Annotated in this window: 20 protein-coding genes; 17 read left to right on the forward strand and 3 right to left on the reverse strand. The window is 43.6% G+C overall.

Annotated elements, in window-relative coordinates:
• Positions 1-14 precede the first annotated feature (14 nt).
• The gene (locus PGR14_RS00560) at positions 15-1,250 is read left to right on the forward strand and encodes a peptidase U32 family protein (RefSeq protein ID WP_055155632.1); all 1,236 of its coding nucleotides are present in this window, start codon (positions 15-17) and stop codon (positions 1,248-1,250) included.
• Positions 1,243-2,154: a CPBP family intramembrane glutamic endopeptidase gene (locus PGR14_RS00565; RefSeq protein ID WP_173686488.1), complete on the forward strand. Its 912-nt coding sequence runs from the start codon at positions 1,243-1,245 to the stop codon at positions 2,152-2,154. The genes PGR14_RS00560 and PGR14_RS00565 overlap by 8 nt, the downstream gene beginning before the upstream one ends.
• A gap of 74 nt (positions 2,155-2,228) precedes the next feature.
• Here PGR14_RS00565 and sigK read toward each other — a convergent pair whose 3' ends face one another.
• Complete coding sequence (gene sigK / locus PGR14_RS00570) at positions 2,229-2,861, reverse strand: RNA polymerase sporulation sigma factor SigK (RefSeq protein ID WP_055260587.1); 633 nt, start codon at positions 2,859-2,861, stop codon at positions 2,229-2,231.
• A 182-nt stretch (positions 2,862-3,043) separates the two neighbouring features.
• On the opposite strand from sigK, the gene PGR14_RS00575 reads away from it, so the two are divergent.
• The 14 genes from PGR14_RS00575 to PGR14_RS00640 all read left to right on the forward strand — a co-directional run bounded on the left by PGR14_RS00575 (position 3,044) and on the right by PGR14_RS00640 (position 18,474).
• Entirely contained in the window at positions 3,044-4,414 is a 1,371-nt protein-coding gene (locus PGR14_RS00575; RefSeq protein ID WP_243868426.1) for a Mur ligase family protein, read from the forward strand.
• A gap of 10 nt (positions 4,415-4,424) precedes the next feature.
• Positions 4,425-5,159 (forward strand): type 1 glutamine amidotransferase, encoded by a 735-nt coding sequence (locus tag PGR14_RS00580; protein WP_022220376.1) that lies wholly within the window; start codon positions 4,425-4,427, stop codon positions 5,157-5,159.
• 458 nt (positions 5,160-5,617) lie between these two features.
• A complete protein-coding gene (locus tag PGR14_RS00585; protein ID WP_055155628.1) occupies positions 5,618-7,144 on the forward strand; it encodes a YifB family Mg chelatase-like AAA ATPase in 1,527 nt (508 codons plus the stop codon).
• A gap of 5 nt (positions 7,145-7,149) precedes the next feature.
• The gene (gene dprA / locus PGR14_RS00590) at positions 7,150-8,247 is read left to right on the forward strand and encodes a DNA-processing protein DprA (protein ID WP_008375019.1); all 1,098 of its coding nucleotides are present in this window, start codon (positions 7,150-7,152) and stop codon (positions 8,245-8,247) included.
• A 32-nt stretch (positions 8,248-8,279) separates the two neighbouring features.
• Positions 8,280-10,367 (forward strand): type I DNA topoisomerase, encoded by a 2,088-nt coding sequence (gene topA, locus PGR14_RS00595; protein WP_055246879.1) that lies wholly within the window; start codon positions 8,280-8,282, stop codon positions 10,365-10,367.
• A gap of 154 nt (positions 10,368-10,521) precedes the next feature.
• Positions 10,522-11,304, forward strand: coding sequence for a GTP-sensing pleiotropic transcriptional regulator CodY (gene codY / locus PGR14_RS00600; RefSeq protein WP_022220379.1), 783 nt, complete (start codon positions 10,522-10,524; stop codon positions 11,302-11,304).
• A gap of 87 nt (positions 11,305-11,391) precedes the next feature.
• A complete protein-coding gene (locus tag PGR14_RS00605; RefSeq protein ID WP_008375025.1) occupies positions 11,392-11,697 on the forward strand; it encodes a hypothetical protein in 306 nt (101 codons plus the stop codon).
• A gap of 118 nt (positions 11,698-11,815) precedes the next feature.
• Positions 11,816-12,100, forward strand: a complete 285-nt coding sequence (locus tag PGR14_RS00610) for a co-chaperone GroES (protein ID WP_022220380.1) — start codon at positions 11,816-11,818, stop codon at positions 12,098-12,100.
• Positions 12,101-12,183: 83 nt separating this feature from the next.
• Positions 12,184-13,809, forward strand: coding sequence for a chaperonin GroEL (gene groL / locus PGR14_RS00615; protein WP_055246877.1), 1,626 nt, complete (start codon positions 12,184-12,186; stop codon positions 13,807-13,809).
• A 100-nt stretch (positions 13,810-13,909) separates the two neighbouring features.
• Entirely contained in the window at positions 13,910-14,401 is a 492-nt protein-coding gene (locus PGR14_RS00620) for a DUF6106 family protein (RefSeq protein ID WP_008375032.1), read from the forward strand.
• A gap of 207 nt (positions 14,402-14,608) precedes the next feature.
• Positions 14,609-16,063, forward strand: coding sequence for an IMP dehydrogenase (gene guaB / locus PGR14_RS00625; protein ID WP_055155624.1), 1,455 nt, complete (start codon positions 14,609-14,611; stop codon positions 16,061-16,063).
• 276 nt (positions 16,064-16,339) lie between these two features.
• On the forward strand, positions 16,340-17,068 hold the full coding sequence (locus PGR14_RS00630) for a peptidoglycan recognition protein family protein (RefSeq protein WP_055260590.1): 729 nt from the start codon (positions 16,340-16,342) through the stop codon (positions 17,066-17,068).
• 106 nt (positions 17,069-17,174) lie between these two features.
• The gene (locus PGR14_RS00635; RefSeq protein ID WP_022220383.1) at positions 17,175-17,966 is read left to right on the forward strand and encodes a shikimate kinase; all 792 of its coding nucleotides are present in this window, start codon (positions 17,175-17,177) and stop codon (positions 17,964-17,966) included.
• Complete coding sequence (locus PGR14_RS00640) at positions 17,959-18,474, forward strand: YqeG family HAD IIIA-type phosphatase (protein WP_055155622.1); 516 nt, start codon at positions 17,959-17,961, stop codon at positions 18,472-18,474. The genes PGR14_RS00635 and PGR14_RS00640 overlap by 8 nt, the downstream gene beginning before the upstream one ends.
• Before the next feature lie 225 nt (positions 18,475-18,699).
• On the opposite strand, the gene PGR14_RS00645 is transcribed toward PGR14_RS00640, so the two are convergent.
• Positions 18,700-20,700 (reverse strand): oxidoreductase, encoded by a 2,001-nt coding sequence (locus PGR14_RS00645; protein WP_055155621.1) that lies wholly within the window; start codon positions 20,698-20,700, stop codon positions 18,700-18,702.
• Positions 20,701-21,096: 396 nt separating this feature from the next.
• Between PGR14_RS00645 and PGR14_RS00650 the strand changes: the two genes are divergently transcribed.
• Positions 21,097-21,987, forward strand: a complete 891-nt coding sequence (locus PGR14_RS00650; protein ID WP_055246875.1) for a LysR family transcriptional regulator — start codon at positions 21,097-21,099, stop codon at positions 21,985-21,987.
• Here the strand turns inward: PGR14_RS00650 and PGR14_RS00655 are convergent.
• Positions 21,984-22,868 carry a LysR family transcriptional regulator gene (locus tag PGR14_RS00655; RefSeq protein WP_055260592.1) on the reverse strand — a complete coding sequence of 295 codons (885 nt, stop codon included), beginning with the start codon at positions 22,866-22,868 and terminating at the stop codon, positions 21,984-21,986. The genes PGR14_RS00650 and PGR14_RS00655 overlap by 4 nt on opposite strands.
• Positions 22,869-22,948 lie beyond the last annotated feature (80 nt).

Here is a 22,948-nt window from a genome sequence, read left to right on the forward strand (position 1 = left end):
AAAGGAAAAAAATAATGTCAAGACATCCTGAATTATTGATACCGGCAAGCAGCCTGGAAGTGTTGAAGACTGCAGTCGTATTTGGAGCAGATGCAGTTTATATTGGAGGAGAAGCATTTGGACTTCGTGCAAAGGCAAAGAACTTTTCCAAAGAAGATATGATGGAAGGAATCCGGTTTGCACATGAGCATGATGTAAAAGTATATGTAACTGCAAATATTCTGGCACATAACTACGATCTGGAAGGCGTGCGGGAATATTTTAAAGAGTTAAAGGAAATAAAACCGGATGCATTGATCATTGCTGATCCGGGTGTATTTGAGATCGCAAAAGAAGTATGTCCGGAAATTGAAAGACATGTGAGTACACAGGCCAATAATACAAATTATGCAACTTATATGTTCTGGTACAGACAAGGGGCGAGCAGAGTTGTATCTGCAAGAGAACTTTCCATGCGTGAGATCAAAGAAATCCGTGCACATATCCCGGATGATCTGGAGATTGAGACATTCGTACACGGTGCAATGTGTATTTCTTATTCCGGAAGATGTCTGCTCAGTAATTTCTTTACAGGCAGGGATGCAAACCATGGCGCATGCACTCATCCGTGCCGCTGGAAATATTCTGTTGTGGAAGAAACCCGTCCGGGAGAATATATGCCGGTTTATGAAAATGAGAGAGGAACGTATATTTTCAATTCAAAAGACCTCTGCATGATCGAACATATTCCGGAGCTTATCGATGCGGGGATTGACAGCTTCAAGATCGAAGGAAGAATGAAAACGGCTCTGTATGTGGCAACTGTAGCGAGAACATACCGGAAAGCAATTGATGATTATCAGAAAGATCCGGAGCTTTACAGGAAGAATATGCCGTGGTATCTGGACCAGATCTCGAATTGTACCTATCGGCAGTTTACAACTGGATTTTTCTTTGGAAAACCATCGGAAGAGGCACAGATTTATGACAGCAACACCTATATCCGGGAGTACACATATCTTGGAATCACAGAAGAGATTAAAGACGGTATGGTGAAGATCGAACAGAGAAATAAATTTTCGGTGGGCGAGACGATTGAGATCATGAAACCGAACGGAGATAACGTGGAGGTTCAGGTAAAACGGATCGTAAATGAAGAAGGAGAAGAACAGGAGAGTGCACCACATCCGAAGCAGGTACTGTATGTAGAACTGTCCGGTAGGGCTGACAAGTACGATATTCTCAGAAGAAAAGAGGAAGCAGATGAATAAAAAAACGTGGAAGCCATATGCGGCGATCGTACTGATCCTTCTGTACGGCGTGGATATATTCTGGCTTTCCAGATTTTGTGTCTATTATTTTGGTGAGTGGGGAATTCCAATGTATGAGGGTCTTCTTGCGGTGCTGGCACTTGGAATAGTAGTGCTTTTCAGGGAAGACGTAAAGCGTGCATTTCCATTTCACAGACCGACGATCGCAAAGACTGTCGGAACATTGCTGATGTGGATCGGAACCCTTCTGATCACGATGATTCCGACATCGATCCTGCTTTATGTATTTCCGGAGCAGATGAGTGGGGCTACAGAAAGTGTGAGTGAATTATCCGGCGGACTGCCGTTTGGACTTGCATTTCTTCTGATCTGTGTCACGCCGGCGATTTTTGAGGAAATAGCATTCAGAGGCGGGCTTTTCAGCTGTTTTCGTGGCTTTAGGAGTCCATGGCCGGCAATTCTGATCAGTGCAGCAGTGTTCGGTGCATTTCACGGAAGCTTCTGGCGGTTTGTGCCGACAGCGATGCTTGGAATCGCCATGGGATATCTGCTTGCCGAGACGGATAACATGTTTTATAACATGTTCTTCCATCTGATCAATAATGCGTTACCGACATTGCTTTTACAGCTTACTTCCAGTGTGGCTTCAGAGCAGATGGAAAGTGCAGAAGCTATGGCATCGACAGGCATTTTGCTTGTGACGGTGGCGGTGTATTTTATTTATGCTTCGGCAGGACCGTTTCTGATTTATGCGGGAAATTACCTGATCCATAAAGGACAGCCAGGATACGACAGGGGACTTCTGCCAAGAGAGAAAAAGAAAACTCTGTTGGGGCTTGTGCTTGTAAGTAGCGTCTTTCTGGGACTTGGCATTCTGCTTTTTGGTATAGGAATGTTTGAGTAGAGTGTCCTGTCTGCCGGTGTGAAAGAAGCATCATGAATTTTAAAATGGACAGACAGGATTTAGACCGGCAAAAATTAAAAATGAGAAGGAAGAAAGCAGGGGCGGAGTTTTTGAATCGCCCCTTTTTCAATTCGCGAAACGTAGGAACGTGAGATGCCAAGAGAAGCTGCAACTTCTTTCTGGGTATATTCTTTTTCACCATAAAGACCGTAGCGTTTTTTCAGTACCAGCTGTTCGCGGTCGGTGAGAACGGATTCCAGTTTTTCATAGAGAAGAGAAATATCATTTTTCAGGGCAAGCTGCATACAGGCATCTTCTTCATCAGATTCGATGACATCATACAGGCGGATCTCATTCCCTTCCCGGTCTGTACCAATCGGTTCGTATAGGGAGGTTTCCCGGTTACTCTTCCGCTTGGTGCGCAGCATCATCAGAAGTTCATTTTCGATGCAGCGGCAGGCGTAGGTGGCAAGCCGGGCTTTTTTGTCCGGGTTAAAGGTGGAAACTGCTTTGATAAGGCCGATGGTTCCAATGGACAGAAGATCTTCTGTATCGTCCTCCAGATGCTGATATTTTTTTATGACATGAGCGACCAGACGGAGATTGCGCTCGATCAGAATATGACGGGCCTCATTGTCACCGTCTGCACTGCGTCTCAGAAGCTCGGATTCCTCTTTTGGAGTAAGAGGCGGAGGAAAGGATTTCAATACGATTACCTCAAAATAGAGTTACTAACATTGTATGTAAAAGTGAAATGTTCTGTGCTTTTCCATTCGGGTTATTTTGCGCTTGTGGTACGTCTGAAAATGCGTTATAATGAGCGTTGAATCATGTAGTAGCAGATATGTTTTACAAAAGAAATGAGATTACGAGAGAAAAGGAAAAAATTATGGGAATAAGGACAAGATTAGCGGTACTTGCCTGTAAGACATCCAATGCAGTTCTGCGGCGGATGGGACGAGGCGGAACGAACCTGCCGGGCAAGATCGCATTAAAAATTGACAAAGATATTTTAAAGGAATTATCACGTGGGGTGAAGGTTACGGTAGTGACCGGAACCAATGGAAAGACGACCACGTCCCGTATGATCGAGCAGGCATTTGAAGAAGCCGGATATAAGTACTTCGCAAATAAATCCGGTGCCAATCTTCTGACCGGGATCATTACGGTGTTTGCACAGCACTGCAGTCTTTCTGGCAAGTGTTCCTACACACACGCACTGATCGAGTGCGATGAGGCAGCGTTCCGTAAGACCAGTGAGATGCTGCCGGTAGAGTGTCTGGTAGTCAACAATATTTTCCGTGACCAGTTGGACAGATATGGGGAGATCACCCACACGTTGAATGCAATCCGCGAAGGAATTACCCACGTACCGGATGCAACCCTGTGCCTGAACGCGGACTGTTCATTGACGTCATCTCTTGCAGATGATGTACCGAATAAGGTTGTATGGTTCGGGGTGGATGTGCCGATTTACAAAGAGACAGCGTTTGAATTGTCTGATGCAGTGTACTGTATTCATTGTAAGACAGAATATGAATACGATTACAGAACTTACAGCCATCTTGGTGGTTTCCGCTGTCCGAAATGTGGATATCACCGGCAGACACCGCAGGTTGGCGTGACGCAGGTAGTGCGTACCGGAGCAGATTCTTCGGATATCGTGTTAAATGCATTCGGGCATAGCCATGATGTGCACATTAATCTTCCGGGAGGTTACAATATTTACAATGCGGCAGCCTGTGTTGCGGCTGCGAAGATTGTTGGAATCGATGAAGACACAGCAGTTGATGCACTCAGCAGATTTGAGTGTGGTTTCGGACGTGCGGAACAGTTTGAACTTGGCAAGTCTAAAGCACGTATGATGCTTGTCAAGAACCCGGCAGGGTACAATCAGGTCATCAACCAGATCTCTAATGATGAGGAAGAGTGCAAGATTGCGTTCCTTCTGAATGACCGTTATGCAGATGGAACCGATATCAGCTGGATCTGGGATGTGGATTTTGAAGCACTTGCCCGCCAGAGCGCACGTTTTACCCGTATTCTGGTATCCGGAGTCCGTGCAGATGATATGGCGCTCCGCCTGAAATATGCAGGATTTGACACTGGACGGATTGAAGTGATCCGCGACTATGAGAACCTTTTAGAAGCAATCGGAGCGGATGAGACACCGACATTTATTATGCCGACTTATACCGCTATGTTTGATCTGCGCGGCGAGATCAGCAAGCATACTGATATCAAGGCATTTTACGAATAAGGAGGGAATTATGGAACTGAATATTTGTCATCTCTATCCGGACATCCTTAATCTGTATGGAGACCGGGGCAATATCATTACAATGAAACGTCGTATGGAGGATCGGGGAATCAAGGTCAATGTAGAAGGCTGCTCGATCGGAGAAACTCTGGATGCAAACCGCTATGATATCTTCTTCATTGGCGGAGGTCAGGATTTTGAACAGGAAGTCCTTCTGAAAGACCTGGGGACCGGAAAAGCAGCAGAGATCCGCGCGGCTGTGGAAGATGAAAAGACCTTCCTCGCAATCTGCGGAGGCTATCAGATGCTTGGCCAGTATTATAAGACCTGGGATGGTGTCCAGCTCGATTTTACCGGCGCGATCAACATTCATACCGTTGGATCAAAAGAGCGTATGATCGGCAATTATATGTTTGAGACCCTCCCGGAGAGCAGTGGAGCTGTCGTAGTCGGCTTTGAAAATCATTCCGGCAAGACCTACCTGGGTGAAGGCGTATCACCACTCGGCAAAATGCTCAAAGGCTACGGCAACAACGGAGAAGACCAAACCGAAGGAGCCCGCTACAAAAATGTCTTCGGAACCTATTCGCACGGCTCCCTTTTACCAAAGAACCCGGTACTCTGTGATTTTATATTACAAACTGCCCTAGAACGTAAATACGGTCAAATAGAACCACTTGCGCCACTGGAAGACACCCTGGAATTAAACGCCAACGAATACATGAAACAAAGATTAAGCAAATAATGCTTATTTAGAAAATGCCACTGCACACAGGGTTCCATCCCACCTGTGCAGTGGCATTTTGTCCCATCTATGATACAGCAAGGCAAAACTTTGCCAGTAAAGTACGGCGGTTGTCGTGGGAAAATCATCTCTTTCGATTTACTTATTGTGCAATGGAGAGAAGACTCAAAAATCATTGAAGCCATTGCTGAAAATGATTTTCGCTTTCAGAGGCTTCTCGGAATGGTTTGCACAATGGAATCGAAAGAGATGATTCTCCCACGATGACCTCACAACCTACTCCCACAAATTTCCCCTCCCAATCATCTTGACAAAATCCCCTCCCCATACTATCATAAGGATACATTTTCTAAAAGATATCGGTTTTCTTTTAGCAAATCACTCATGGCATTTCGCCATACATTTTCTGAAATAAAACTTCTGAACTTTTGCCGGGGAAAGGCAAGGGTGAATTTAATATGGGATTTTATAAGGTACATTCGGCAACGATTCTGGGGCTGAAAGTAGAATTTGTGCAGGTAGAGGCAGATGCAGGGAACGGACTTCCAATGTTTCATATGGTGGGATATCTGTCTTCTGAGGTAAAGGAAGCCGCAGAACGGGTAAGAACTGCCATGCGCAATGCCGGTTATACCATGCCGGCGAAAAAGATTGTGATCAATCTGTCGCCGGCATGTGTCCGCAAGAAGGGATCGGTATTTGACCTTCCAATTGCAGTTGCAGTACTTGGGGCAATGGGGATTTTCCCGGAAAAAGCAGTGGAGGATATTTTACTTGCAGGAGAGCTCGGACTGGATGGAAAGCTACAGCCGGTAGAGGGAATCCTTCCGATTGTTCTGGAAGCAAAGAAGGCTGGTTTTAGGTGTTGTGTGATTCCAAAGTCAAATGAGGATGAGGGAAGGCTGGCGCAGGGAATACAGATTTTTGGGGCAGAGACTCTGGAGGAGGTATGCAGATGGCTGAAGGGTGAGTATATGCCTCAGATGGAGAAACCTGACCAGGAAGAGGCTCATGGAATGGAAGAATGGGACATAGATTATAGTGATATTCAGGGACAGGAAGCAGTAAAAAGAGCGACGATGGTGGCGGTGGCAGGAGGACATAACCTGCTTTATGTCGGTCCGCCTGGTTCCGGAAAGACGATGCTTGCCAAACGGATCCCGACGATCCTACCACCGCTTGACCGGGAAGAAAGTCTGGAGATCACGGGGATTTACAGTACGGCTGGACTGCTTAAAAGAAAGAATCCGCTGATCTGGCAGAGACCGTTCCGAGAGGTCCATCATACTGTGACACGGGCAGCGCTCATCGGAGGCGGACGAATCCCATCGCCGGGAGAAGCAACACTTGCGCATGGAGGTGTGCTTTTTCTGGATGAGCTGGCGGAGTTTCCGAGAGGTGTTCTGGAAGTGCTCAGGCAGCCGTTGGAAGAAAAATGCATTCATCTGGCAAGGCAGCAGGGAGCTTATATTTTTCCGGCAGACTTTATGTTGGTTGCTGCAACAAATCCATGTCCCTGCGGAATGGCTCCTGGTCCCCAATGTACCTGTACGCCCGGGCAGATCCGGAATTATCAGGGAAAGTTGAGCCAGCCGTTTCTGGATCGGATTGATATCTGCATGGAGGCACCCAAGGTCGAATATGAAGAACTGACCGGAAAGGGAACAGGGATGGATTCCAGAACCATGCGAGGAAAAGTGATGCTTGCAAGAATGCGTCAGATGGATCGTTTTCGAGAAGAAAAGCTGACAAAAAATGCGCAGATGGGGCAAAATGAAATTGAAAAATACTGCCGTCTTGGGAAAGAGGAAGAACGGATGATGCGCCAGGCTTATGAAGTGATGAAGCTGACGGTGAGAAGCTATCATAAAGTGTTGAAGGTGGCACGGACGATTGCAGATATGGAGGAAAAAGAGGAGATCGATCTTGTGACACTCCGAGAGGCACTGGGTTATCGGGTTATGGATAAAGAATACTGGGGATAAGAGAAATGAGTGAAATGTGGTATACATACTGGCTGGCGTGTGTGGAAGGAATCACAGGTGACAGAAAGTGTGAATTATGCAGAAAGAACGGATCTGCGGAAGCAGTATATTATATAGAAGAAAAAGGGATCAGAGAACAGATAATTACAGAAAAAGAGTGGGGGATCCTGAAAGAAAGTAAGAAAAAAAGGAATTGGAGGGAAGCGTATCAAAAAGTGGTGGATCGGGGAATTCAGATGGCAGTCCGGGGACAGAACAATTATCCGAAACGGTTTGAAGAACTTGCGGGAATGCCGTATGCACTCTTTTTTATCGGGGAGATGCCACGGGAGGGAATGCCGTCGGTGGCAGTGGTGGGTGCCAGAAGATGTAGCAGCTATGGTGAGAAAATGACGCTTCGCTTTGTTGAAAGACTTGCGGAGAGCGGAATCCAGATTATCAGTGGAATGGCACTGGGAATTGACGGAATGGCACACCGGGCTGCATTAAATGTCGGAGGGAAAACATTTGCGGTTCTGGGAGGCGGAGCAGATGTATGTTATCCTGCGGCACATAAAGGACTCTATAAAGATTTAATAAAGCGGGGAGGCATACTGTCTGAACAGCCACCGGGAACGCCACCGGTTGCCTGGCATTTTCCGGCAAGAAACCGTCTGATCAGCGGACTTGCCGATGTGGTACTTGTTATGGAGGCAAAAGAAAAGAGCGGATCCCTGATTACAGCAGACATGGCTCTTGAACAAGGAAGAGACATTTATGCTCTCCCGGGGATGGTGACAGAGCCACTGAGCTGTGGTTGTAACCGCCTGATCCGGCAGGGAGCAGGGATTCTTCTGAATGAAGAAGATTTGTTGGAAGAACTGGTTATAAAAGGGCTGCTAAAGAAGAAAATCGCAATTATATCAGACACGAAAAATAAAATAAAGCTTGAAACGAAAGAAAATTTGGTGTATAGTAAGCTCGGTTTGTATCCGCGGGGGCTGGATGATTTACAGAGAGAAACCGGACTTACTCCACAGGAGGTGATGGGAATCTGTGTATCTCTTCAGTTGAAAGGATGCATTCAGGAAAGATCAAAAAATTATTATGTCAGAGCTAAATGATCTGACACTATTAATATGGAGGAATATAATATATGGCACGTTATCTTGTGATTGTAGAGTCACCGACAAAAGTGAAGACCATAAAGAAATTTCTCGGCAGCAATTACGTGGTAATGGCATCAAACGGACATGTAAGAGATTTGCCGAAAAGTCAGATGGGAGTAGACCTGGAGCATGACTTTGAGCCGAAATACATTACAATCAGAGGAAAAGGTGAGATCCTTGCAGGACTTAGAAAAGAAGTAAAAAAAGCAGATAAGATTTATCTTGCAACTGACCCGGACCGCGAAGGAGAAGCAATTTCCTGGCACTTGATGAAAGCACTTAAGCTGGAAGGAAAGAAAGTATACCGGATCAGTTTTAACGAGATCACTAAAAGTGCGGTAAAGGCATCCCTGAAAAATGCACGTGATATCGACATGGATCTGGTAGATGCGCAGCAGGCGCGTCGTGTGCTGGATCGTATCGTGGGATATAAGATCAGTCCGGTTCTCTGGGCAAAAGTAAAAAGAGGACTTAGTGCCGGTCGTGTGCAGTCTGTGGCACTTCGCATCATTGCAGACCGGGAAGATGAGATCGCAGCGTTTATTCCGGAAGAATACTGGTCACTGGACGCCAATTTCAAGGTAAAGGGAGAAAAGAAGCCTCTTACAGCAAAATTCTATGGAACAAAGGATGAGAAGATCACCATCCATAACGAAGAAGAACTGCATAAGATTCTTGCAGATCTGGAAGAGGCAGAATATGAAGTGGTCGATGTAAAACGCGGAGAGAGAAGTAAAAAAGCACCGCTTCCGTTTACGACCAGTACCCTTCAGCAGGAGGCATCCAAAGCACTGAATTTTGCAACTTCAAAGACGATGCGTATCGCACAGCAGCTTTATGAAGGTGTAGATATTAAAGGAAGTGGAACGGTTGGTCTGATCACTTACCTGCGTACGGATTCGACCCGTATTTCTGAGGAGGCGGATGCAAATGCAAGAGCCTATGTTGGAAAAGCCTACGGAGAAGAGTATGTGGCAGAGACTGCATCGGAACAGAAGCAGAAAAATGACGGGAAAAATATTCAGGATGCACACGAAGCCATCCGCCCGTCAGATGTTACCCGTGTTCCGGCAGAAATCAAAGAATCTCTTACAAGAGACCAGTTCCGTCTGTATCAGCTGATCTGGAAGCGTTTTGTGGCGAGCAGAATGCAGCCGGCAAAATATGAGACAACTTCTGTTAAAATTGGAGCAGATGATTACCGTTTTACGGTATCGGCATCTAAGATTATATTTGAAGGTTTCCGTCTGGCATATGTGGAAAGCGATGAGGAAAAACAGAGTGGAAATGTAATGGTCAATAGTATCGATAAAGATTCAGAACTGACGAAAGAATCCTTTGACTATAAGCAGCATTTCACACAGCCACCTGCACATTACACCGAGGCATCTCTTGTAAAGACACTGGAAGAACTTGGAATCGGACGTCCGAGTACCTATGCACCAACAATCTCTACGATCATTACAAGAAGATACGTTGCAAAAGAGAACAAGAATCTTTATATGACAGAGCTTGGTGAAGTGGTCAATAATATTATGAAGCAGTCTTTCGCAAGCATTGTTGATGTCAACTTTACCGCTTATATGGAAGGACTTCTGGATATGATCGCAGAAGGAAAGGTAGAGTGGAAATCGGTTATCAGCAATTTCTATCCGGATCTGAAAGAAGCGGTTGAAAAAGCAGAAAAAGAGCTGGAAACAGTTAAAATCGAGGATGAGGTAACCGATGTAGTCTGCGAAGAATGTGGAAGAAATATGGTTATCAAATACGGTCCCCATGGAAAGTTCCTTGCATGTCCAGGATTCCCGGAATGCCGCAACACCAAACCGTATCTGGAGAAAATCGGAGTTGCCTGCCCGAAATGTGGAAAAGACATTGTATTGCGCAAGACAAAGAAAGGCAGACGTTATTATGGATGTGAGGATAATCCGGAATGTGATTTTATGTCATGGCAGAAGCCGTCAGAAGAAAAATGTCCGAAATGCGGAAGTTATATGGTAGAAAAGGGAAATAAACTTGTCTGCGGTAATGAACAGTGTGGGTTTGTTAAAAATAAAGAGAAAGATGAAAAATAAATCAAATTTCATTGAACTATTCAGAATTGTATGATAATATATTTGTGTGCACATTTTTTTGACTAATTTGTGTGCATAATTTCAACAATATTTCATATTCGTAAAAAATGCGACCGGAAACGCACATTTTTAATAAAAATATATGGAGGCAGATATGAGCGTACAACTATTGGATAAAACAAGAAAAATTAACAAACTGTTGCACAATAATAATTCAAGCAAAGTTGTGTTTACAGATATCTGTGAAGTTTTGACAGAGATTCTGGCATCGAATGTACTGGTAGTCAGTAAGAAAGGAAAGGTACTCGGTGTCAGCACATGCGAAGGAGTCCCGGAGATCCATGAGCTTTTGCAGGACGAAGTGGGAGAACATATTGATCCGATGTTAAATGAACGTCTTCTAAGTATTCTTTCCACAAAAGAGAATGTTAATCTGCAGACACTTGGATTTACAGCTGATGTATCCCAGGGATATCAGGCGATCATTACTCCGATCAACATTGCAGGAGAGAGACTTGGAACTCTGTTTTTATACAGAAAAGAGTCCATGTACGAAATTGATGACATCATTTTGAGTGAGTACGGAACCACTGTCGTGGGACTTGAGATGCTCCGCTCTGTTAATGAAGAGAGTGCAGAAGAGACCAGAAAAGAACAGATCGTACAATCTGCGATCAGCACCCTTTCTTTCTCTGAGCTGGAAGCAATCATCCATATTTTTGATGAACTTAACGGAATGGAAGGGATTCTGGTGGCAAGCAAGATTGCAGACCGTGTGGGAATCACCCGTTCTGTAATTGTCAATGCACTCCGCAAATTTGAGAGTGCGGGTGTGATCGAATCCCGTTCATCCGGTATGAAAGGAACTTACATCAAGGTTGTGAATGATTACGTGTTCAAAGAACTGGATAAGATAAAAAAAGAAAAAATGAATTAAGGATAAAAGTAAAAGAGGGGTATCAGACAAATCTGATGCCCTTTTCTTTAACGGGGAATTATATTTGTAAAAAGGAGAGAAGAGAGCATGTATGATGGAGATAAAGCTGTACTTACGATGGTACAGTATCTGAAAGAAGATAAGGAAAAAGATGAGAATATTTATGAGGCAACAGTCATAGAATATCAGAAGGAGATGGAGCAGGTACATCTGATCCTGCGCTCAGGCAGTCTTTCTGATATTTCACTGGATGCAGTATATGAATGCCGGATCCGGACGATCACTTGTGAGACTGTGTGTACAGGGATGATAAAGGAGCGTTATGAGAACCGTGCAGGTATGATTCTGGTCCTGCAGGTGACGAATGGATTTTATGAAATAAATCTAAAGTAATTATAAAATTCAAAATCGAATGTTGACAAAAAAGAAAGAGAGTGCTATCTTATACCTAGAAAGTTTTTAGCACTCGATTTTATTGAGTGCTAACAAGATAGAGTTAGGAGGAATTATAATGAAATTAGAACCATTAGCTGACAGAGTTGTATTAAAACAGTTAGTTGCAGAGGAGACTACCAAATCAGGAATCGTACTTCCTGGACAGTCAAAGGAAAAACCACAGCAGGCAGAAGTTGTTGCTGTAGGACCTGGCGGAGTTGTTGATGGAAAAGAAGTTACGATGAATGTTTCAGTAGGTGATAAAGTTATCTATTCCAAATATGCAGGTACAGAAGTAGAACTCGATGATGAAGAATACATCATTGTAAAACAGAATGATATTCTTGCAGTGATCAGATAATCCGGCAGGATATCATATACAGATAAAAATCAGATTTTCAGATCAGAACAGAATTTTATTTTTAAGAATCAGGAGTGATAGAAATGGCAAAGGAAATTAAATACGGAGCAGATGCAAGAAAGGCACTGGAAGCAGGTGTCAACAAACTTGCTGATACAGTAAGAGTAACAATCGGACCAAAAGGAAGAAACGTAGTTCTGGATAAATCATTCGGAGCACCGCTTATCACAAATGACGGTGTAACAATCGCAAAAGAAATCGAACTGGAAGATGCATTTGAAAATATGGGAGCACAGCTGATCCGTGAAGTTGCATCTAAGACCAACGATGTTGCAGGTGATGGTACAACAACAGCAACTGTTCTTGCACAGGCTATGGTACACGAAGGAATGAAGAACCTGGAAGCAGGTGCAAACCCGATCGTATTAAGAAAAGGTATGAAGAAAGCAACAGACTGTGCTGTAGAAGCTATCAAGAAGATGAGCAGCAAAGTTACAGGAAGAGAGCAGATCGCAAGAGTAGCAGCTATCTCAGCAAGTGATGACAGTGTTGGTGAGATGGTAGCAGAAGCTATGGACAAAGTTTCCAACGATGGCGTTATCACAATTGAAGAGTCAAAGACAATGAAGACAGAGCTTGACCTTGTAGAAGGTATGCAATTTGACCGTGGATATATTTCAGCATATATGTGCACTGATATGGAAAAGATGGAAGCAAATCTTGACGATCCATATATCCTGATCACAGACAAGAAGATTTCTAATATTCAGGAAATCCTTCCACTGCTGGAACAGATCGTACAGTCAGGAGCAAAACTTCTTATCGTAGCAGAAGATATCGAAGGAGAAGCTCTTACAACTCTGATCGTCAACAAACTGCGTGGAACATTCAATGTAGTTGCAGTAAAAGCACCTGGATATGGTGACAGAAGAAAAGCTATGCTGGAAGATATTGCAACCTTAACAGGCGGACAGGTAATCTCAGAAGAACTTGGTCTGGAACTGAAAGATACAACAATGGCACAGCTTGGACGTGCAAAATCTGTAAAAGTTCAGAAAGAGAATACAGTCATCGTTGATGGTATGGGCGATAAGGCTGCTCTGGAAGCCAGAATCGGACAGATTAAAGCTCAGATCGAAGAGACAACATCTGATTTTGATAAAGAAAAACTTCAGGAAAGACTTGCAAAACTCGCCGGCGGAGTTGCAGTTATCCGTGTAGGTGCTGCTACTGAGACAGAGATGAAAGAAGCAAAACTCCGTATGGAAGATGCTCTTAATGCAACAAGAGCAGCAGTAGAAGAAGGAATCATTGCAGGTGGTGGATCAGCATACATTCATGCATCAAAAGAAGTTGCCAAACTTGCAGAAACTCTGGAAGGTGATGAAAAGACAGGGGCAAAAGTAGTCCTCAAAGCTCTGGAAGCACCATTATTCCACATTTCAGCTAACGCAGGTCTTGAAGGTGCAGTTATCATCAACAAGGTAAGAGAAGCTGAACCGGGAAATGGCTTTGATGCTTACAATGAAGAATATGTAGATATGGTGAAAGCAGGTATCCTTGATCCTGCAAAAGTAACAAGAAGCGCACTGCAGAACGCTACAAGTGTTGCATCTACACTCCTTACAACAGAATCCGTTGTTGCTAACATCAAAGAAGATGCACCGGCTATGCCGGCAGGCGGAGCTCCGGGAATGGGCATGATGTAAGCTAAAAATATGATTTTTAGAAAACTCCTCAGAAGAGGAGTTTTCTTTTTATTATAAAAGTGTTACAATAGTTCTAATATATAAATTTGGAGGTTAGGATATGGGTGATTTTTACACAGAACAGCTGGTGAAGAGGCAGAAAGCATCTTCGACGACGCTGATCAAAGCAATACTTATCATACTTACTGTTCTGTCGGTCGTACTTATATTTATGATCCCATTCGGAATAATTGGTCCGGTGATCATGATCGCACTGGATGTTTTTTTGTTCCGGAGTATGGATGTTGAATATGAGTATTTATTTGTGAATGGGAGTCTTGATATTGATAAGATTATGGCAAAATCCCGTCGGAAAAATATGTTTTCCATGGAGATGACGGATCTTGAGATGATGGCACCTTCCGGTTCGCCGGAACTCAGACCTTATCAAGGACTGAAAGGAACCGATTACAGTTCAGGTATGCCGGGGGCAGATACATATGAGCTGATCGTTGTAAATAACGGGGAAAAGAAAAAAATTATTTTTGAGCCAAATAAGGCAGTTTGTGAAGGACTGAAGATGCTGGCACCAAGAAAAGTATTTTGTAAATAATTCCCGAAAGACGTGCAGAAAAGCTTGCAGGTTCCGGGGTACAATTGCATCCAGAAAGACGGTTACGTAAAATTATCAGTGATCTGTAGAAATGTGATTGTCACGGACGGACGAATGTACTCGATAAAGGACTTGACATAGCATAGATTTATGCGTTATCATAGCAGATAATCAAAATTACAGACGAGAGAGAAAGGAAGAAAAATCATGGGAAAGATTATTGGAGAAGGAATCACCTTCGATGATGTACTTCTGGTACCTTCTTATTCAGAAGTAATTCCAAATCAGGTTGATTTATCAACTTATCTTACAAAGGGCATTAAGCTTAACATACCGATGATGAGTGCGGGAATGGACACTGTTACCGAACATCGTATGGCGATCGCTATGGCACGCCAGGGAGGTATCGGTATTATTCACAAGAATATGTCGATTGAACAGCAGGCAGAAGAAGTAGACAAGGTTAAGCGTTCTGAGAATGGTGTCATTACAGATCCATTCTATCTGTCGCCGGAGCATACACTGGCAGATGCTAATGAACTGATGGCGAAGTTCCGTATTTCCGGAGTTCCGATCACAGAGGGAAGAAAGCTGGTAGGTATCATTACGAACCGTGACCTCAAGTTTGAAGAAGATTTCTCCAAGAAGATCAAAGAATCCATGACAAGCGAAGGTCTTGTAACAGCACAGGAAGGTATCACCCTGGAAGAAGCAAAGAAGATCCTCGCAAAAGCAAGAAAAGAAAAACTTCCAATCGTAGACAAAGATTTTAACTTAAAAGGTCTGATCACAATTAAAGATATTGAGAAACAGATCAAATACCCACTGTCAGCAAAAGACGCGCAGGGAAGACTTCTGTGTGGTGCAGCGATCGGTATTACAGCGAACTGTCTTGAAAGAGCAGAAGCTCTTGTAAAAGCAAAAGTTGATGTAGTAGTACTTGATTCGGCACACGGACATTCAGCAAATGTACTTCGTACCGTAAGAATGATCAAGGATGCATTCCCGGATCTTCAGGTGATCGCAGGTAACGTTGCAACAGGAGAAGCAACAAAAGCACTGATCGATGCAGGTGTTGATGCAGTAAAGGTTGGTATCGGACCTGGATCCATCTGTACAACCCGTATCGTAGCCGGTATCGGTGTACCACAGATCACAGCTGTTATGGACTGCTACGAAGCAGCAAAAGAGTCGGGAATTCCGATTATTGCAGATGGTGGTATTAAGTACTCAGGTGATATGACAAAAGCGATCGCAGCCGGAGCCAACGTATGTATGATGGGAAGTATCTTCGCAGGATGCGATGAGAGCCCGGGAACATTCGAACTCTATCAGGGAAGAAAATACAAAGTATATCGTGGAATGGGATCTATCGCAGCAATGGAGAACGGAAGCAAAGACAGATACTTCCAGACAGATGCGAAGAAGCTTGTACCGGAAGGCGTAGAAGGACGAGTTGCCTATAAAGGATCTGTAGAAGATACTGTATTCCAGTTAATGGGCGGTCTCCGTTCCGGAATGGGTTATTGTGGAGCACCAGACATCGAAACTCTCAAGACAACAGGACGTTTCGTAAAAATTTCTTCTGCATCCCTCAAAGAAAGCCATCCACACGACATCCACATCACAAAAGAAGCACCAAACTACAGCGTAGATGAATAAGATGCAAAATTAATCAAGAGAGAAGAATCATTTCCGTAAGAGAGACGATTCTTCTCTCTTACATTATCCAACTATTTTCAAACTTCACCCAAACCTTCAACAGTCAACTGAATCCAGCGGCAATTGTTTTTTCGGAGGGGTACACGTCCCCTTCCGACTACCTTAATAAAAAAATAATAATTTTTTCAACAATTTCTCATCATTTTATGATAGTCTGGATATAGTTAGGATTCCAACAGAAAATTTGCAAAAAACACAAAAGATTGAGATGACGAAATGAACCGAAGAAAGAAGAAAAACACCAGAGCCAACCTGTACAGGGGTGGCGATGGAAAAAGCTATTATGAGGCGAATAAGAGGCGCAGAATGAGCCGTTATATAAAGGTGGGGAGTACGATCCTGATCACACTGCTTCTTGCACTTTCTATTATGAAGATCAGTGGAAGAGGAATCTTTGCACAGAGAGCATACAGTGAGCTTTCTGATGAAGTGATCAGTGCCCAAAAGCCGGATATTGATGTAGAACTGTTAACTGTGAATGAATATTCAAGACCGGGACTTTCAACCAATGAGATTACCGGAATAGTCATTCATTACACTGCCAATCCTGGTTCGACAGCGATGGAGAACAGAGACTATTTTGAGGGACTGAAGGACAGTCACATTACGCAGGCAAGCAGTAATTTTGTAGTAGGACTGGACGGGGAAATCGTACAGTGCGTACCAACCTGGGAGGTTGCATATGCGTCCAATACACGGAATTTTGATACGGTGTCCATTGAGTGTTGTCATCCGGATGAGACCGGAAAGTTCAACGAGGCAACTTATAAGAGCATGGTACAACTTACAGCATGGCTGTGTGAAAAGTTTTCGCTGACAGAAGAAGATGTGATCCGACATTATGATATTACAGGGAAAATCTGTCCGAAATACTTTGTCGAAAATGAAGATGCTTGGAATCAGTTTAAAAGTGATGTAAAAGCGGTCCTGGATAACGCAAAATAAAAAATATCTATTGATTCACTTCCAAAGTGTCTGCTATAATGTTTTAATACAACGGGCAATTGAAGGCACCCGGAAAGCAGTAGAGTGAGAAACGAGGAATTGATAGATGAACGATTTGGAATTATACCGTGAAGAGCTTGCAAACTGTGATGCGAAGATCACAGAGGCATTAAAAGAAAGATATGCGATCATTGAAAAGATCATGGCATACAAAGAAGAGTATGGTATGCCGATCCTGCAGCCGGAACAGGAAGAAAAGCAGAAGAAGAGACTGATGTTCAGCCTTCACAATGATAAGCACAGAGACGAGATTTATGATGTATTTGAGCGTATCCAGCGCAACAGTAAGAAGATCCAGGCTAGGAAGCTTTTTGATTACAACATTGTCCTGATCGGGTTTATGGGAGCTGGAAAAAGTACGATCTCTGATTATCTTAGTACCATGTTTGCCATGGAAGTGGTTGAGATGGACCAGCTGATTGCAGAACGCGAAGGCATGAGTATTTCCGATATTTTTGAAACCTATGGGGAGGAATACTTCCGTAATATGGAAACCAATCTTCTGATCGAGATGCAGGAGAAGAAGAATGTGATCATTTCCTGTGGTGGTGGTGTGGCAATGCGTGAACGCAATGTCGCAGAGATGAAGAAAAATGGTCGTGTAGTACTCCTTACTGCACATCCACAGACCATTCTTGACCGTGTAAAAGACAGTGACGACAGACCGCTGCTCAATGGGCACAAGAATGTAGAATATATCGAGCAGCTGATGGAAGCAAGAAGAGAAAAATACGAGGCGGCTGCAGATATCGTTGTAGATACAGATAACAAGACGGTTCTGCAGATCTGTGAAGATCTGATTCAGAAGCTTCTGGAAATGGATGAGAATCATGTTTAAGACCTTTTATCCGGACGAATATGTAGCGTCCACTTATGTACTGGATTTTGAAAAAATGTATCGGGAAGGCTGTCGTGGACTGGTATTTGACATTGACAATACGCTGGTTCCGCATGGAGCACCGGCAGATGAGAGAGCAATCTGTCTTTTTGACAGGCTGCGCAGCATCGGGTTTGATACATGCCTGATTTCCAATAACCAGGAACCACGTGTAAAGCCTTTTGCCGAAAAGGTGCAGAGCAAGTATGTGTTTAACGCGCATAAGCCTTCCACGAAGAATTATATAAAAGCCATGGAGCTGATGCAAACGGACAGAGGAAACACTGTATTTATCGGAGATCAGCTTTTTACGGATGTGTGGGGAGCGAAGCGTACCGGGATGAAGAGTATTCTGGTGAAGCCAATCTATCCAAAAGAAGAGATCCAGATTGTGCTGAAAAGATATCTGGAGAAGATTGTATTACATTTCTATAAAAAAGAGAACGAAAAGAGAATGTCCTGCAAGTAGGCAGGGCATTTTTTGATAGGAAATTCCGAAGGAACTTCCTATCAAATAAAAGGCACTGCGTGCCAAAGATGTGTACTCGCACGAAGATGAAGAATGTCGCAAGCGACTGCGCTCGGCGCGAAAATGTGCCTTTGCACATTCTTTTTAGTAAAGTAAATAGAAATCCCCCGGTTCTCATAACGAGAACCAGGGGACATCAGGGGGGGATACTATATTTACAAAATCTTATAAGTAGTCATGTTTGGCAAGAACATTCAGGATGTTACGTCCTTCTTCTGTACCTTCGATGATACGGCGGGCACGTACACTATCACCGATGTTCATGATTTCAACATCTTCATCTTCGAATTCTTTACGGACTGCATCGAGGATCGGAGCGTTTGCTCTCATACCAAGACATACAAATCCATAATCAAATAACATTTCTTCTTCATTTCCTTCTGGCGTTTTAACAAGGAAGGAATCTGCTTTAACTTCAAGAAGAGCAGTATTCGGACACTGTTTTACACCATATTTATCCATCAGTGCAAAGGTTCCGACTTTGGATACCGGATCAATTCCGTTACCGATTACCGGCATCATTTCCACAATGCTTACATCAGCGCCACGTGGAGCAAAGAATTCTACTACGTCAAGACCTACGGCACCGCCACCGATAACAACGACTTTTTTACCTTTCAGATCTTCTGGATATTCCATAACATGGTTGATCATATTTGTAATAGAAGAAACTTTTCCGCCCTCTTTGTCAATATTCTCATGAAGGCCCTTGATCGGTGGAAGGAGCGGATTAGAACCGGTAGCATTTACAATAATGTTCGGGTTCATGCTTCTGATCATTTCAATCGTAGCTTCCGTGTTCTTGAAGATGAACAGGTTTTTCAGCTTGCTTGCGCGATGGATCAGATAGTTCGGGAAGTCAGCAAGTCTCTTCTTATCCGGGATCTTGGAGATCAGGGCGGCAAGTCCGCCGAGTTCCGGTTTCTTCTCGATCAGGAAAGTAGTGCATCCAACCTCGGCAGCTGTACATGCAGCTTCCAGTCCGGCAGTACCACCACCGATCACAACAACGTTGCAAGGCTTGTTGATTTTCTGCTTTTTGTAATCTTCGCCGCCATTTACAGACGGGTTAACAGTACAACGGATCGGACGGTTGATTCCGATACGGTGTCCTGCACATCCGATGTTACAAGAAATACATTTACGGATATCACATTCATCACCGAATTCTACTTTATTTACCCATTCCGGATCAGCGATCAGTCCACGTCCCATACCGATCAGGTCAGCATCGCCTCTTGCAAGAATATCTTCGGCAACCTGTGGGTTACGGATGTTACCCATTGTCATACATGGTTTGCCGTAACGTTCTTTTACAGCTTTTGCCATATAAGAACGCCATCCATCCGGAAGGTAATTGGCATCAATCTGGTACTGAATGGATCCGTTCAGACCGGCAGATACGTCGAATACGTCAACTTCTTCCTGGAAGTACTGAAGGTAATCAAGACAGTCATCCAAAGTATTTCCGCCTTCCATAAATTCATCCGCACTGATACGAACAAAGATAGGGAAGAATGGTCCAACCTGTCTTCTAACTTCTTCAATAACAAGTTTTGCAAGTCTTGCACGGTTTTCCAAAGATCCGCCGAATTCGTCTGTTCTCTTATTTGTAAGAGGTGAAAGGAACTGGCTTATAAGGTAAGAATGTCCTGCGTGGATTTCTACAGCGTCAAACCCTGCGATCTGAGCACGTTTTGCGGCTTCACCGTATTTTTTTACAATATGCATGATTTCATCTTTTTCCAGTGGACGCGGGATTTCACCGCCTGCTTTTGAAGGAACATCAGAAGCAGAAACCGGCTGCATATTGATACGTGCTGACTGTGCAGAAGCACCGGCATGATTGATCTGGATTGCAATGCAGGATCCATGTTTGTGTACTGTTTCGCAAAGTTTGAAAAGTCTTGGAATGTAGTTATCCTGATCGATACGAAGCTGTGTGGTTCCGTTAGATCCCTGTGGAGAATCAACGCTGGCGTTCTCTACGATGAGAAGTCCTGTACCGCCTTTTGCACGCTGCTCGTAATAATTGATATGAAGAAAACTCATTTCACCATTCTGTTCACCGTAGTTGGTTCCCATTGGAGTCATGACGATACGGTTCTTGACCGTCATATGTTTGATGGTAAATGGCTCGAAAATGTGTTTGTATTTGCTTTTCATTAGAAATTCCTCCGTAAAAATGACTTAATAATCAAAATAAAATGATGTGAGTGTCAAAAGTAAATTTTGCCACTCACTGATGTAATCGGATTTCTCCATTGCTATGCAATTCCTGTAATCCTCAAAAAATCTTAGTCACACGAGGTTGTCTTATACCGGCTTGGGCGTACCGGTTTTTGTTAAATCCATTATAACTACAAAAAACTGAAAAATACAAATTGAAAATACATAGAAAAATAATAGAATATAACTATAGAAACAGCGAAAAAGATAAAAATAAAATTATACTAGGAAGACGGGAAGTGGAAAAAGATAGACAATTTAAACAAAACTATAGAATAATTAAATAATTTATGCTATGTTTAATATAAGAACAGGAAAGAGGGTGATGGTTTTATGAATCTGAATCAGTTGCATTACTTTGTGACACTAGCACATATAGAACACTATACCAGAGCGGCGGAAATGCTGTCCATTACGCAGCCAAGTCTCAGCCATGCCATAAGTATGCTGGAGCAGGAGCTTGAGACAAACCTGTTTGAAAAAAGAGGGCGTAACGTTGTACTGACAAAGTACGGAAAAGTATTTCTGGAATATGTAGAAGAAGCTTTAAAGATTCTGGACAGTGGTGTAAAAAAGACAAGGGCGTTGACAAGTGACACCGGCGGGGTGATCGATCTCGCATATATTTTTACGCTTGGAAGTGTATTTGTTCCACAGCTTGTAGGCGGTTTTTTGAAGGAACACGAAGACTGGGATGTGAATTTCCGTTTTTCTGTCGGAAATACGACAGAGATTATACAAGGGTTGAAAGAGGAGAAGTATGACATCGCTCTCTGCTCGCGAAAAGAAAAAGAATCCGGGATTGATTTTGTACCGATCGCTAAGGAAAAATTGGTTGTTGTTGTTCCAAGAGGCCATGAGCTTGCCGGAAGAGGATCTGTTGATCTGAAGGAAACACTTCCTTATCCCCAGGTATATTTCACCAAGAACAGCGGGCTCAGACCGGTGATCGACCAGTTGTTTGAACAGACCGGAGGGACACCGAAGATAGCATATGAGATTCTGGAAGATGCATCGATGGCAGGTCTTGTGGCAGAAAATTTTGGAATTGCGGTAATGCCGGAGATTCCTATACTTAAAAATCTGAATGTAGATGTACTGGATATTGAGAATCCACCATACGAACGTTATATATATCTGGCGAAGCTGAAGGAAAAATATCTGGCGCCGGTTGTAAAAGAATTTATTGAATATGTAAAAGAAAGCAATGGGAAGGCACTTTAATAGGCCTTCCCATCTCTTTTGACAAACTGGATGAAACGTTTGACAGCGGGAATCTGGTATTTGTCGCGGATGTATCCCATATAAACGGTGTGGGTAAGGTCTGCATCGGAAAGCGGGAGTACGGTTACATTTGCCTGATCAACCGCATCGACCCTGGCAACAAGGGCGATTCCGAAATCTTCGGCAACCAGGGCAGCAATTGCGTTTTCATCCGGACACTCACAGACGATGTTTACCTTCAGCTTCTTTTCTTTATAGAAGTTACGGGTGAAGCCACCGAGTCCGGAATAGCGGTCATACCCGATCAGAGGATAGTCGGTAAGGTCACTGCAACAGACGGATTCTTTCTGGACAAGAGGATGTTCTTTTGGAGTAATTACAACCATATTCTGGTTCAGAATGGGTACAAAGGAAATATCCGGTTCATCCGCAACGAAAGAACCAAAGATCACATCGTGGCGGTCGGATTTGAGCCCCTGGATCATATCTGCAGTGTGCGTTTGGTTAAAATTGAAGGTTACATGCTTGTTGCGGTCTATATCCAGGAAGGATCGCACTGTATGCGGAATATAGTAGTTTGCCAGCGGAAATACATAGGCGATATCAATATGTCCGCCGCTTCCGGCAAGCTGCTTCATCTTATGCTCGGCAATATGTACCTCCTCGAGGATCCGGTTGACATGTTCCAGGAAGACGCGGCCGGATTTGGTGAGGACAACATTGCGTCCCTGATGTTCAAAAAGCATCAGTCCAAGTTCTTCTTCCAGAAGCGACATGGACCGGCTGAGGCTTGGCTGGGAGATCTTAAGTAATTCTGCAGCCTGTCGGAAATGCTGCAGTGTTGCTACTTTTTGGAAATATTCAAGCTGATTTAGCGTCATGGTAAAAAATCCTTTCTATATTATATAAAATAATCATACCATAACTGATGCCAAAAAGCTATCAAAAACACATATAAGAT

It is taken from the genome of Coprococcus sp. AF99-45, from assembly GCF_027663865.1.
GTDB classification, from domain to species: domain Bacteria; phylum Bacillota; class Clostridia; order Lachnospirales; family Lachnospiraceae; genus Allocoprococcus; species Allocoprococcus comes.

What these genes read in the sequence shown, in the direction of transcription:
- PGR14_RS00560 (WP_055155632.1), top strand. Translation starts at nt 15, where the DNA reads ATGTCAAGACATCCTGAATTATTGATACCGGCAAGCAGCCTGGAAGTG.
- PGR14_RS00565 (WP_173686488.1), top strand. Translation starts at nt 1,243, where the DNA reads ATGAATAAAAAAACGTGGAAGCCATATGCGGCGATCGTACTGATCCTT.
- PGR14_RS00575 (WP_243868426.1), top strand. Translation starts at nt 3,044, where the DNA reads ATGGGAATAAGGACAAGATTAGCGGTACTTGCCTGTAAGACATCCAAT.
- PGR14_RS00580 (WP_022220376.1), top strand. Translation starts at nt 4,425, where the DNA reads ATGGAACTGAATATTTGTCATCTCTATCCGGACATCCTTAATCTGTAT.
- PGR14_RS00585 (WP_055155628.1), top strand. Translation starts at nt 5,618, where the DNA reads ATGGGATTTTATAAGGTACATTCGGCAACGATTCTGGGGCTGAAAGTA.
- dprA (WP_008375019.1), top strand. Translation starts at nt 7,150, where the DNA reads ATGAGTGAAATGTGGTATACATACTGGCTGGCGTGTGTGGAAGGAATC.
- topA (WP_055246879.1), top strand. Translation starts at nt 8,280, where the DNA reads ATGGCACGTTATCTTGTGATTGTAGAGTCACCGACAAAAGTGAAGACC.
- codY (WP_022220379.1), top strand. Translation starts at nt 10,522, where the DNA reads ATGAGCGTACAACTATTGGATAAAACAAGAAAAATTAACAAACTGTTG.
- PGR14_RS00605 (WP_008375025.1), top strand. Translation starts at nt 11,392, where the DNA reads ATGTATGATGGAGATAAAGCTGTACTTACGATGGTACAGTATCTGAAA.
- PGR14_RS00610 (WP_022220380.1), top strand. Translation starts at nt 11,816, where the DNA reads ATGAAATTAGAACCATTAGCTGACAGAGTTGTATTAAAACAGTTAGTT.
- groL (WP_055246877.1), top strand. Translation starts at nt 12,184, where the DNA reads ATGGCAAAGGAAATTAAATACGGAGCAGATGCAAGAAAGGCACTGGAA.
- PGR14_RS00620 (WP_008375032.1), top strand. Translation starts at nt 13,910, where the DNA reads ATGGGTGATTTTTACACAGAACAGCTGGTGAAGAGGCAGAAAGCATCT.
- guaB (WP_055155624.1), top strand. Translation starts at nt 14,609, where the DNA reads ATGGGAAAGATTATTGGAGAAGGAATCACCTTCGATGATGTACTTCTG.
- PGR14_RS00630 (WP_055260590.1), top strand. Translation starts at nt 16,340, where the DNA reads ATGAACCGAAGAAAGAAGAAAAACACCAGAGCCAACCTGTACAGGGGT.
- PGR14_RS00635 (WP_022220383.1), top strand. Translation starts at nt 17,175, where the DNA reads ATGAACGATTTGGAATTATACCGTGAAGAGCTTGCAAACTGTGATGCG.
- PGR14_RS00640 (WP_055155622.1), top strand. Translation starts at nt 17,959, where the DNA reads ATGTTTAAGACCTTTTATCCGGACGAATATGTAGCGTCCACTTATGTA.
- PGR14_RS00645 (WP_055155621.1), bottom strand. Translation starts at nt 20,700, where the DNA reads ATGAAAAGCAAATACAAACACATTTTCGAGCCATTTACCATCAAACAT.
- PGR14_RS00650 (WP_055246875.1), top strand. Translation starts at nt 21,097, where the DNA reads ATGAATCTGAATCAGTTGCATTACTTTGTGACACTAGCACATATAGAA.
- PGR14_RS00655 (WP_055260592.1), bottom strand. Translation starts at nt 22,868, where the DNA reads ATGACGCTAAATCAGCTTGAATATTTCCAAAAAGTAGCAACACTGCAG.